Origin of the sequence: Bacterioplanoides sp. (assembly GCF_965226395.1) — a bacterium.
Taxonomy (GTDB): Bacteria; Pseudomonadota; Gammaproteobacteria; order Pseudomonadales; family Oceanobacteraceae; genus Bacterioplanoides.
In genome coordinates, this window is sequence record NZ_OZ245358.1 from 3,173,774 (window position 1) to 3,185,369 (window position 11,596).

The following is an 11,596-nucleotide window of genomic DNA, read 5'->3' on the forward strand; positions in this document are numbered from 1 at the left end:
ACAATAAAAATAAAGCGGGGCTAGCAATATGGCGAAAAGCGGGTTGAAAGAAAAAACAACGGATGACATCACCCTTCCGGGCTTTTACGTATCGCAGATTTTTGAGGTGGTGGCCGGCTTTGGTATTAATACCACTGAATGGCAGGCACAGCTTGGACTCAGCCATATTTCAGAAGACTCAGTCACCATGCCCTGGGACACTTTTATTCTACTGGTGCAACAGGCTGAGCATTACGCGGGTGATCAGGCGGTTGGTTTATTAGTTGGGCAGCGATTGGCCGTGAATGCTCATGGTATTTTAGGATTTGCCGCCATGAATAGTGGTTCAATTCGCCAGGTGGTGGAGTTGGTCGCCCGGTTTATGCCATTACGCACCGATCTGATTCACATCAACGGCGAGCAGCAGGGTGATCAGTATCGGATCGTATTTCAGGAACAACGGGACTTAGGTGTTATCCGCGCCAGTGTCTTAGAAGCCATCGTACTGGCGATTAAAAATATTCTCGATTTTATCTGCATGGGGGCAGTGTTGCAGGCGCGTATTGCACTGCCGTATTTTCCACATACGTATGCCGACTTATTGCTTGGCTTATTTCAGCTGCCAGTGGATTTTAATCAGGATTGGGTCGGGATTTCGGTTCCGCTATCGGTTGTCGATCAGCCGTTAAAAATGGCCAATAATGCCAGTTTTCGTGAAGCTATTGAGATTTGCCAGAAAGAGTTGGAAGCATTAGAAAATCAGGGAACATTAGCGGCGCAGATACAGCAATTGTTGTTATCGGGTCATCATTCGTTCCCAACGCTGGAAGTGGCCGCACAAAGTGTTTATATGACACCCAGAACCTTGCATCGGCGTTTACAGGAAGAAGGCACCAGTTATAAAAAACTGATTGAGGATATACGCCATCGCTTGGCACTACAGCATCTTAAAAAAGGGGATTTAACCATTCAGCAACTGGCTTATGCACTGGGGTATTCTGATGTAGCTAATTTCCGGCGAGCATTTAAGCGTTGGCAAGGTGTGCCTCCGGCGGAATATATTCAGCGATCGAAATAGTGTTAACAGGCTCTGAGTGTAAGGATTTGTTTCAGTATGATTCAAAGAGTTGGCCTTTCCAATGCTTCAGATTCAATTTATTACTGAAAAATCGACGAAAATCCAGTCAGACCGTCTATTATTTAACCGATCCCACATATCAGGTTGTAGGTTGTAATAGAATATGATTAAGAAAAAGAATCAGCTATGCAGTGCGGTTATCAGTTGTTTGTTGATCTCTGCCTGTGGTAGCAGTAGCAGCAGTAACAGTAACGACTCTGACCCTGGAGGCGTGACACCCGATAAAAATTCCACGGATTTCTCAGTCACTGCTATGACCGGTGATGCTTACCTGAAACAAAGCGATGTTCTGGTTGATGATAATGTGGATGGAGTCTGTGAGAAACAGGTTGGTCGTACAGATGAAAGTGGCCAGATTACTCTGACGGACTTGAGTGCCGACACCTTGGTTTGTGTGAATACAGAAAATTCACAATTTAAAGCAATTGCAAGCAATGGCGTTATAAACCCATTAACAGATATAGCAGTAACCCGGAAACTCACCAGTTCGCAGCTCGCAAGTCAATTGGATATTAGTGATGCTTCTATTTTTCAGGATTATCTGAGTCTGAGTGAGAGCGATCATACTAAGTCACAAGTTGTTGCCCGTTCATTGGCACACGCTAAAACCCACTCTGCATCCGAAGGCAAGCTGTTTGATGTATTAACCTCGGATAATAGTGTTCTTTCAGACCTTGATTCAATTATTAATAAATTATTTGTTTTAAATGATGCTGGCCAGGCGATCCCTGTTTTAGGTTTTAGTAGTGATCGTTATGCTGATATGGTGGAAGTTGCTCCAGAGTGTGGGCGTTTCACTTTGCCTGAGCACCTGGACTATATTGAGCAGCCTGAAGTATTGACTCAAGGCGAAATTGAAGACGATATTTTTGATCAGATCAAAGACTTATCAGCATCTGCTGCACTTGATGCTATTTTAAGCCAGGCCGATGATATTGCTGATGATGTGAAAAATGCCATCAGACAATGTTCCTCATTAACCAATGGTAATCGGACCCACGACTTCTCTGGTTGTTCAGATGAGGTTCGAACATTACTGTCGGAGTTGTATCAGGATACCGAGACACTGCAATTGATCTGTCAGGTTACTCGTGATCAGGTTAACCTGGCTGTTCTTCCGGTTGTTATTGATAACTATCAACCACAAGGCAGCACCGTTACTGCGCAAATAAATGCCCGTTTCGGGAATGGATCATTTGTTGATGAATATTTGGAGAAAATTCTCGGCTTGAATGTGAATATTGCAGTAGCGCAGCCACTTAACGTTACAGGTGTTGAGACTGATGACGAATATCTGTCGCTGTTACCTTATCATGATCAAATCATTACTCAGAGCTTATTATTGGCCGATGGCAGTGCATTAGAGCCAGAAAACTATGATCAGATTGCAGTTGTCTATGTATCTGATGGTAGTGTTAGCCTCGGCAATTTTGGCAATATTTTTGAGCCGGTAGAACTGGATGACGGTACCGAGCTGAGCAATCGGTTTATTTCAAACAGTCGCCTTACAGAACAACCAGCTGGTTCAGGTTTGGAAAATGAGCAAGGATCTTTATCTTCGGATCAGGTTGTGTTTGTTCATGAATATTTTCATGGTTTAGGAGTTGAGCATGCCTCAATATCTCCTTGTTCTTATCAAAATTTTACCAACGGCAGCAAAGCATTTTCGGATTTTGAGACCGCTTGCAGCTGGGATGAAATTTCAAGCCTGAATGCTGAAATTATTGACAAGATGCATGACAATTTTGATGAGTATTTCTCTTTCAATTATGGTGCCGTCAATGGTGTTATGGGAGGACAGGGCTCAATTGGACAAGAAATGATGCCTTACTATCAATATCGACTAGGCAGAGTTGATACGGCTAAAGTTCAGCACGTTCGGGCTAATCAAACGGTTGAAATGTTCAGCTTTGATCCTGATACAGACACTACTCAGCTAATACATCTACAAACTGAGAAAGGCCATTACTGGTTTTGGTTTAATGCCAAGAATACGCGTTTTGACTGGATGATTGAGGATCAGAACCTGGCAAGTCAAAACTCATTTGCTCCGATATTCGGTGAAGCCATTACGATTGCCTCTGTATCCGGCCATGAGAGTGAACAATTGCTTATTATCCCTTTCAATTATCAACTGAGTACGCCAAACGATAAAGGCTCGTTAAGTACACGTGATATGTTATTCGAAAATGGAACTTATACGATTGATAATGTTGAAGTGAATGTCTCTGATAGTCGAGATAACTCTAAAACAATATCTTTTACGTATAATTGATTTTTATTGATAGGTCGTTTGGATTGACAGCTAGCCAGAGTGTTTAGGAGTAAATACTCTGGCTATGATAACTTTTATCGACCCGGAGTGAACTTCTTATGTCCGTACTTATCAATAACCGCCTTATAAACACCATTGCTTTTAATGGTGTTTAATCCCTTATTGTAATCATCGCGAATATCAGAGTTATTAAAAACCGGCATAGCGGGAACATGGCTGAAAATATGGTGGTGTTCATCAAACTCTGTTTGAAACTCACTTTGCTGATAAAAATAATGAAAAATTCGACGATCCAGTAATACAAGGTCAGTACGTTTATTCATTAATAAATCAACCAGGCGTGACATGTCCCGGTGTTCATAATAATCCGGTGCTTGTTGGCTGGCCGCAATAAACTGAGGGCCAAAATAGCCTGTAGCTCCCTGAAATGTGGCCAGCCGATAGCGTTTTAAATCATTAATAGAAGTGAGTGATACCGGATTGTTTTTGAGGGAGAACAGTGTTGGGTGATAAAGAATATGTGGGTCGCCCGTGTACAGATCTTCTTGATTCGGGGCGAAGCTAGGTACAATCACATCGACACGTTTCATCTGTAATTCTGCCATGGCTCTGTGCAAGCTCATAAATTGCACCTGAACCTGATAACCCTGCTGCTCCAGAGCTGACATCACAGTTTCAATATCGAGGCCACCTACTGGCTCTCGGATCATATAAGGCGGGCCTTCAGAGGTTGCCAGTATCAGCGTTTGTTTGGCCTTCGATGGTGGCGCGTCGCAATAAGCCGTTAATGTAATGAGCAACAGCCATACGGACATAATCAGCAGCGATGGTTTCACGTGATGCCCTTTTCGTTAGCAGGTTGGTAACAGACTGCTCTGGCCACATACTCTGACACTGCCATCGCGTGAATCATAACGGATAATAATCTGTCCGGTGTTCTGATTACCAGTGTCACCATCGTCACGATACACGTAGCTGCAAACCCGGTTTTGTGTGTGGCGGAAAGAGCGATATTGCTGGTTATTATTATTGTGCGCAACACTGGGAGCCTGACTTAATAAGCCTTGCCATAATTCAGCGCAACCTTTGTTCTGGCGGCCGATATTTTCATTGCCATTTCCCTTGTCTATGCCAATCGGATAGCCCTGATTATTGGTGTCGATGTTGTTATTGCCAAACCCCTGGAGATTTTGTATCCGAGTTGTATGACCCTGACTCTGAAACAGTGCTTTGACGATGTTGATGGAACTACGCAGACTACCAGCAACGCCTTGCGCCTGCGCAATGGTTGCTTCCTCGGATAAATTGGAGAAACGGGGTAATGCAAAAGATGCGAGAATACCAATTAACACCAGCGTGGTGATTAATTCTATCAATGTAAAGCCACGAGCAGAACCCATTGTGCCCATCCATATCAGCAATATTGCTTTAAGTATAGAAAACGCCAATCAGTCGCGACAGTTTATAATCCAAACAATGTCAGATTGATGCGGTATTGCTCGCTGACTTCCACACCATCCTCCTGCAATAAGTTGGCCTGGCGCTCGGCGGCTTCACTGCCGGGAGGAAAACTGATTTTGCCCTGAGCGTTAATAACCCGGAACCATGGCAGTGTGCTGTTGGCTGGCAGATTTTTCAGCGTTTGCCCAACCCAGCGTGCCCGCCGGGGCAGGCCAGCCAGTTCAGCCAGTTGACCATAGGTCACGACTTTACCGGCTGGGATATTGGCGAGTACGGTATACAGTCGCTCGGTTGGGCTTAGGTCGGTAGTCATTCGGTATCAGCTGCTGCCGTATTAATCATTAACGATAATAGAGCGGATAATTCCCATTTCAAACCAGGCTTGCAGTGCTTGTAATACTTGCACGGCGGCTTCGTTTTCATCAAACCAGTTGAGCATCAGCTCGCATTGCTGGGCGAAATTATTGCCTTCCAGAAAACCACTGATTAAAGCGTGTTGGTAGGGTTGCAGCGAAACAAACTCTGTTAACCGCTCTTTACCGCGCCAGATCAGCCAGTGGCGAATGTCACCGGATTCCGGTTGTGATGGTGCCTGCTCTGCTTTTAATGCCTGCCAGCTTTCCACCGCATTGGTATAACAGCTGAATAGCTGCAGGCTGGAATGAAAGCGAAACTGAATGCCAGGCCATACATCCGGAGAAAGGGCCTGCAATTCGGCAAAGCCAACCGGCTCACTGTCGGCGGCATCAAAAGCAGCAATTAAACGCCGCTCAAATGCGGCCAGTTCGGATAATAACGGGTGTTGGGAGAAGAACGCGTCATTGGCCAGATAGTCGGGCAGGGCATCGGCAAACTGTCGTAAGGAGCGGAAAGTCGACGGGTTCTGACGGACATAACCTTCAACCATCTGCTCGAATAAATCATCGCCCAGATATAAGCCGAGAATTTCATGGTCGGTGTCGATGGTTTCCCGCAGGCGTAATAAATAACCGTTGGCGTAAATCTGCATACGACTGGGAGCCGGTAAACCACGTTGCTCGCTGACCCAGCCATGGAACTGTTCGCCGGTTTGCTGGTTGGGGTTCAGCAGGTATTGCATAAAATCCTGCTGCAGTTTCTTTAACTCGGGTGCATTACATTCCAGCTCAGCCATAAGTCACCTCCGGGTTCGTGCGTGGAGTGTCAGTTCCTGGCGCAGCGATGGCTAATTGCTCTGGCGTCAGTTGTTGCTGGGCAATGTCTTTAGCGATTTGCAGTTCGGCATACAGCTCTGGGAATTCCGGGATATTATCGTCACGTTCAATCATAGTGCTGACCGCGCCAAAACGTTTCAGGGCCTCTTTGTACAGCTGCCAAACCGCATCCGGTACGTCGTGATCGTGGGTATCAATCACATGGTCACCAAAGTCACTGTGCCCGGCTAAATGAAATTGCTGTACCCGTTTCGGGTCAATTTTGTTAAGGAAATCCAGCGGCTCAAAATGATGATTACGGGCGCTGACGTAAATATTGTTAATGTCGAGCAGGATTAAACAATCCGCTTCTTCGGCCACCTGAGATAAAAACGTCCACTCGTCCATTTCGCTGTTGTTGTACGACAAATAGCTGGAGACGTTCTCTAATAAAATGCGGCGACCTAAAAAGTCCTGAACCTGTTTTACCCGTTCTGCCACGTGGCGTACGGTTTCCTGAGTGTAGGGCAGGGGCAATAAATCATGGCTGTTCTGACCGTGGATTGAGGTCCAGCAAATATGGTCGGAGATCCATTTCGGCTGTACGTCGTTAGCCAGTTTTTTCAGCGCTTTTAAATAATCCATATCCAGCGGATCGGTACTGCCAATCGACATGGATACACCGTGCATCACCAGTGGATAACGCTCGGCAATGGCTTCCAGGTAATAACGTGGCTTGCCACCGGCGACCATGTAGTTCTCTGACAGAATTTCAAACCAATCGAGATCCGGCTGATGCTGCAAAACGTGTTCAAAATGTTGGGTTCTCAGCCCCAGGCCAAAGCCCAGAAACGGATGGGTAATGGAATGCTCAGTGGTCACGGTTCAGCCTTTAACTACATTTAACTAAAAGTGTTCAGGATTTAATAAAAATATTAAATAGAGACGGTTAAAACGAAGAACGGCCATCATAGCTTAATCGTTAAGCCAGTGGCCGTTCTTTTTATGGCGTCAGCACCGGTTGTCCGGTGCTGGAGTTGAATCATCAACCCGGCGACTTATGCGCCTTCTTTACCACCAATGTCGGCACAAGACTTAGCCGTGGTTGCAACGAAGCCAGTACCTTTACAGGAAGCGTGGCCGCCACAAGCGTTGTTAGCTGTTTTACAGTCGTTGTGACCTTTACAGATGTTCACACCGTAGCAGTGAACCAGATCAGCTTTAGCAACGCTGCCTTTCCAGTCATCTTTGATCTCGCCGCCCACGTCAGCACATGCTTTGGAAGGCATGCCAACGAAGCCAGTGCCTTTACAAGAAGCCTGACCAGAGCAAGAGTTAGAAGCAGTACCACAATCGTTGTGGCCCTTACATACGTTAACACCGTAGCAGTGTACCAGATCGGTTGTACCCGCTGGCGCTGCTGAAGCCGTATCAGTGTTGTAGCTTGCACAGCCAGCCAGGCCAGCAACCGCTACTGCTAACGCAGCACCAGACAGCAGATTTTGAGCTTTTTTATTCATGGTCGTTTCCTGTTCGAATTAATTCAGAGGTACCTTAATTTTTGTGTGCCAGTTGCGGCGTGCCAGTCATTTGGCTGAGGCAACACTCCGTTCCAGCATGCCTATAGAGTAGACCCTGATAAAGAAAGTTCAGCTAAAGGCGTAATTTTTTTACTGAAATAGTGTGGTTGTTCAAATCACAAACAAAAGCGGAAGAAAGAGAAAAGAAAAATGTAACAAAAAAGCCCTCACTGGGAGGGCTTTTGAAAGGCTAGGGTGAAGCAAGTATTACAAGCGTAAACCGCCATCCACCTCTACCACACGGCCGGAGACGTAATCATTCTCCATCAGGTATGCCACAGTGTGTGCAATTTCCTCTGGCTGACCCATGCGCTTGGCCGGGATGCCCGCGGTCATTTTATCCAGTGCTTCTGGTTTCATACCGGCAGTCATTTCGGTGGCAATGAAGCCCGGTGCAATGGCATTGGCGCGGATGTTGTACCGAGCCAGTTCTTTTGCCCAAACGGTTGCCAGTGACGCCACACCCGCTTTAGCTGCAGAGTAGTTGCTCTGGCCCATATTACCGGCACGGGAAATACTGGAAATATTAATGATGCAGCCGCCTTCACCGGACTCAATCATTTTTACTGCCGCTTCACGGCCACACAGGAATACACCCGTCAGGTTCACATCAATAACAGCCTGCCAGTTTTGCAGGGTCATTTTGCTGATTTCACCGTCTTTGGCTTTCACCATCAAGCCATCACGTAAGATGCCCGCGTTGTTGACTAACCCGTGCAGGCCACCCATCTGTTCAACAACCGCACTGAAGGTTTCTTCAACTTGTTGTTCATTCGCAACATTACACACAAAGGTTGCAGCGCTGGAACCAGCCGCTTCAATCTGTGCTTTGGTTTCATCCATGTGTTCCTGACTCAGGTCGATCACGGCAATCCTTGCCCCTTTTTGTGCCATATAAACCGCCATAGAACGACCCAAACCCTGGCCTGCTCCGGTAATGGCAATCACTTTATCTTGTAAGTTCATACTGAACTCCGCGTTATTGAGTAAAGGGGTTAAACATTTTTCAGTCCGTTTTTTACTGCAAAACAAGACATCGCTGAAATACGCTGCTGCAACGTTCTGTTAATACCAGCCTTGTTACAGTTGGCAGGGCTAAAACCGGCAGCAGCGGCCAGGTATCATCAGTCTGGCGCAGCCGGAGTATAGACAAAAGCCGTCAGTAATGGTGCTCTTGACTTTGGTAAATCTGAGTATTTGAGGTAATTATCAGGAAAAGGTGCTATGAGTTAAATGCGTCGAGGCCAGGGCCTGTTAACAGGCCCTGACTCTAATAATCTGGCACTATTTAAAATCAGCCGCAGAATGACGCTCAGGAACCTGCTCGTCCTCCGTGCCCCACACACGATTTACCTGACGACCGCGAATCACCGCCGGGCGTTGCTTGATCAGATCACTCCAGCGGTTCACATGCTGATAACTGCCGACATCAAGGAATTCAGCGGCATCGTATAACAGCCCCTGAACCAGCACGCCGTACCAAGGGTAAACCGCCATATCGGCAATGGTGTAATCATCACCACACAGGTAAGTATTGTTGGCCAGATGTTTATCTAATACGTCGAGCTGGCGTTTTACTTCCATGGTGAAACGATCAATCGGATATTCAAATTTCTCCGGCGCATAAGCATAAAAATGACCAAAACCACCACCCAGATACGGTGCGCTGCCCATTTGCCAAAACAACCACGACATACACTCCGCTTTGGCGGCGGGATCGGATGGCACAAATGCAGAAAACTTTTCAGCGAGATAAAGGAGTATTGCCCCAGATTCAAAAATGCGTACAGGCTTGGCGCCGGAGCGATCTACCAGAGCCGGAATTTTAGAGTTTGGATTAATATCCGTGAAGCCAGAACCAAACTGATCACCATCAAAAATATTGATCAGCCAGGCATCGTATTCAGCCTCCTGAATCCCCAGTTCAAGCAGTTCTTCGAACAGAATGGTGACTTTAACGCCGTTGGGTGTGGCCACGGAATAGAGGTTAAACGGATGCTCTCCAACCGGCAGATCTTTGTCGAAGGTTGCGCCGGAAACAGGGCGATTAATTTTGGCAAACTTGCCACCGTTTTCCTGATCCCACTGCCAGACTTTAGGAGGTGTGTAGGTGCTCATTGTTGTATCCTGTGATTGCGTCGCTGAAACTATAAGCCAGCTGTATGGAAACTAAAGACATTTTGCCGCTTCACTGTCCAAGCTGATGAAACAGTTCGTTCGATGAACGCTTCTTTTGGATGTGGGTCTTTGTATTTCTGAACGCAGTCGGTCTATCGTTAGACATACTATAAAAAACTTTCAGCTAAAGGCTGGTACACATATCACAATGGAAATCGCAATGAAGGCATCCGATTTATTTGTTAAGGCACTCGAACAAGAAGGTGTAGAGTACATCTTTGGTATTCCCGGTGAAGAAAACCTGGATCTGTTGGAATCACTACGAACCTCCTCGATTAAACTGATTCTGACCCGCCACGAACAGGCGGCTGGTTTTATGGCCGCCACTTACGGGCGTCTGACCGGTAAAGTGGGTGTGTGTATGTCAACGCTGGGCCCTGGCGCAACCAACTTTGTGACCGCCGCGGCGTATGCTCAGTTAGGTGCGATGCCTATGCTGATGATTACTGGTCAGAAGCCAATTAAAGCCAGTAAGCAGGGGCGTTTCCAGGTGTTGGATGTGGTCGATATGATGCGTCCGATTACCAAATACACCGCTCAGATTGTGAGTGGTGAACGAATTGCCTCTCAGGTGCGTGAAGCGTTTCGTATTGCCAGTGCTGAGCGCCCGGGAGCGGTTCATCTGGAGCTGCCGGAAGATATTGCCGACGAAGAAACCTCGCCAAACCTGATCACCGAAAGTTATATCCGTCGTCCTACCGCTGAGCCAAAAGCGATTAAACATGCGGTGGATATGATCGAATTAGCCAAATCTCCGCTGCTGTTAATTGGCGCCGGTGCTAACCGTAAAATGTCGAGCAATATGCTGACTGAGCTGGTGGATAGCTTTGGTATTCCGTTTGTTACGACTCAAATGGGTAAAGGTGTAGTAGATGAAACCAAGGATTTATTCCTGGGTAATACCACCTTGTCCGATGGTGACTTTGTTCACCGTGCAATCGAGCATGCTGATCTGATTATTAATGTTGGCCATGACGTGGTTGAAAAGCCACCGTTCTTTATGCGCAACAACGATAAGAAAGTGATTCACATTAACTACAATGCCGCTGAAGTAGACCCGGTTTATTTCCCTCAGGTTGAAGTGGTGGGTGATATTGCTAACAGCATCTGGGCGATTAAAGAACAGCTACAAACGCAAAAACACTGGGACTTCAGCTACTTCGACAAAGTGAAAAAAGCCGAAGAGAAAGAGCTGCCGCACGGTTGTGATGACGACCGCTTCCCGATTTACCCGCAGCGTTTGGTAGCGGATGTCCGCAAAGCGATGCCGGATGATGGCATTATTGCGCTGGATAACGGTGTTTATAAAATCTGGTTTGCCCGTAACTACAAGGCGAAAAAGCCAAATACCGTACTGCTGGATAACGCCTTAGCGACCATGGGCGCTGGTCTGCCATCGGCGATGGCTTCCAAACTGGTGTATCCGGAGCGTCCGGTGGTGGCTATCTGTGGTGATGGTGGTTTTATGATGAACAGCCAGGAACTGGAAACCGCGGTTCGTTTAAACCAGCACCTGATTATTCTGATTCTGCGTGATGATGCTTATGGCATGATCAAGTGGAAACAAACCAATATGAATTTTGAAACCTTTGGTCTGGATTACGGCAACCCGGATTACGTTAAATACGTTGAATCTTACGGCGGTAAAGGTCACCGTATTCAGGCAGCGGATGAGCTGTTACCACTGATGCAGAAGTGTATGAAAGAACATGCCGTACACTTAATTGATATACCAATTGATTACAGCGAGAATGACGAGATTCTGAATAATCAATTACGCATTCTGAGTGCAAAGGTTTAATAAAAAGGGCAG

The 11,596-nt window shown here is 46.5% G+C and carries 11 protein-coding genes; 3 read left to right on the forward strand and 8 right to left on the reverse strand.

The annotated features are described in order from the left end of the window. Nucleotides 1-28 precede the first annotated feature (28 nt). Both ACO05E_RS14475 and ACO05E_RS14480 read left to right on the forward strand, forming a co-directional pair. Nucleotides 29-1,057 (forward strand): helix-turn-helix domain-containing protein, encoded by a 1,029-nt coding sequence (locus ACO05E_RS14475; protein WP_419810203.1) that lies wholly within the window; start codon nt 29-31, stop codon nt 1,055-1,057. A 163-nt stretch (nt 1,058-1,220) separates the two neighbouring features. After that, complete coding sequence (locus ACO05E_RS14480) at nt 1,221-3,392, forward strand: hypothetical protein (RefSeq protein ID WP_419810204.1); 2,172 nt, start codon at nt 1,221-1,223, stop codon at nt 3,390-3,392. A 74-nt stretch (nt 3,393-3,466) separates the two neighbouring features. Here ACO05E_RS14480 and ACO05E_RS14485 read toward each other — a convergent pair whose 3' ends face one another. The 8 genes from ACO05E_RS14485 to yghU form a co-directional block, all read right to left on the reverse strand. Next, nucleotides 3,467-4,228, reverse strand: a complete 762-nt coding sequence (locus ACO05E_RS14485) for a substrate-binding periplasmic protein (protein ID WP_419810205.1) — start codon at nt 4,226-4,228, stop codon at nt 3,467-3,469. A gap of 15 nt (nt 4,229-4,243) precedes the next feature. Continuing rightward, nucleotides 4,244-4,792 (reverse strand): type II secretion system protein, encoded by a 549-nt coding sequence (locus ACO05E_RS14490; RefSeq protein WP_419810206.1) that lies wholly within the window; start codon nt 4,790-4,792, stop codon nt 4,244-4,246. Between the two features lie 62 nt (nt 4,793-4,854). Beyond that, complete coding sequence (locus ACO05E_RS14495; RefSeq protein WP_419810207.1) at nt 4,855-5,166, reverse strand: MGMT family protein; 312 nt, start codon at nt 5,164-5,166, stop codon at nt 4,855-4,857. A gap of 21 nt (nt 5,167-5,187) precedes the next feature. Next, the gene (locus ACO05E_RS14500) at nt 5,188-6,006 is read right to left on the reverse strand and encodes a putative DNA-binding domain-containing protein (RefSeq protein WP_419810208.1); all 819 of its coding nucleotides are present in this window, start codon (nt 6,004-6,006) and stop codon (nt 5,188-5,190) included. After that, a complete protein-coding gene (locus ACO05E_RS14505) occupies nt 5,999-6,907 on the reverse strand; it encodes a DUF692 domain-containing protein (RefSeq protein ID WP_419810209.1) in 909 nt (302 codons plus the stop codon). Before ACO05E_RS14505 ends, ACO05E_RS14500 begins: the two co-directional genes overlap by 8 nt. 176 nt (nt 6,908-7,083) lie before the next feature. After that, nucleotides 7,084-7,545, reverse strand: coding sequence for a hypothetical protein (locus ACO05E_RS14510; RefSeq protein WP_419810210.1), 462 nt, complete (start codon nt 7,543-7,545; stop codon nt 7,084-7,086). Between the two features lie 267 nt (nt 7,546-7,812). Next, complete coding sequence (locus ACO05E_RS14515; RefSeq protein ID WP_419810211.1) at nt 7,813-8,571, reverse strand: SDR family oxidoreductase; 759 nt, start codon at nt 8,569-8,571, stop codon at nt 7,813-7,815. Between the two features lie 318 nt (nt 8,572-8,889). Beyond that, a complete protein-coding gene (gene yghU / locus ACO05E_RS14520; protein ID WP_419810212.1) occupies nt 8,890-9,723 on the reverse strand; it encodes a glutathione-dependent disulfide-bond oxidoreductase in 834 nt (277 codons plus the stop codon). A 220-nt stretch (nt 9,724-9,943) separates the two neighbouring features. Here yghU and ACO05E_RS14525 point away from each other — a divergent pair, with 220 nt between their 5' ends. After that, complete coding sequence (locus ACO05E_RS14525) at nt 9,944-11,584, forward strand: acetolactate synthase large subunit (RefSeq protein ID WP_419810213.1); 1,641 nt, start codon at nt 9,944-9,946, stop codon at nt 11,582-11,584. Nucleotides 11,585-11,596: the final 12 nt, after the last annotated feature.

Coding starts and splice junctions, on each gene's coding strand:
- ACO05E_RS14495 (WP_419810207.1), bottom strand. CDS start 5,166: ATGACTACCGACCTAAGCCCAACCGAGCGACTGTATACCGTACTCGCC.
- ACO05E_RS14500 (WP_419810208.1), bottom strand. CDS start 6,006: ATGGCTGAGCTGGAATGTAATGCACCCGAGTTAAAGAAACTGCAGCAG.
- ACO05E_RS14525 (WP_419810213.1), top strand. CDS start 9,944: ATGAAGGCATCCGATTTATTTGTTAAGGCACTCGAACAAGAAGGTGTA.
- ACO05E_RS14515 (WP_419810211.1), bottom strand. CDS start 8,571: ATGAACTTACAAGATAAAGTGATTGCCATTACCGGAGCAGGCCAGGGT.
- ACO05E_RS14490 (WP_419810206.1), bottom strand. CDS start 4,792: ATGGGTTCTGCTCGTGGCTTTACATTGATAGAATTAATCACCACGCTG.
- ACO05E_RS14510 (WP_419810210.1), bottom strand. CDS start 7,545: ATGAATAAAAAAGCTCAAAATCTGCTGTCTGGTGCTGCGTTAGCAGTA.
- ACO05E_RS14480 (WP_419810204.1), top strand. CDS start 1,221: ATGATTAAGAAAAAGAATCAGCTATGCAGTGCGGTTATCAGTTGTTTG.
- ACO05E_RS14475 (WP_419810203.1), top strand. CDS start 29: ATGGCGAAAAGCGGGTTGAAAGAAAAAACAACGGATGACATCACCCTT.
- yghU (WP_419810212.1), bottom strand. CDS start 9,723: ATGAGCACCTACACACCTCCTAAAGTCTGGCAGTGGGATCAGGAAAAC.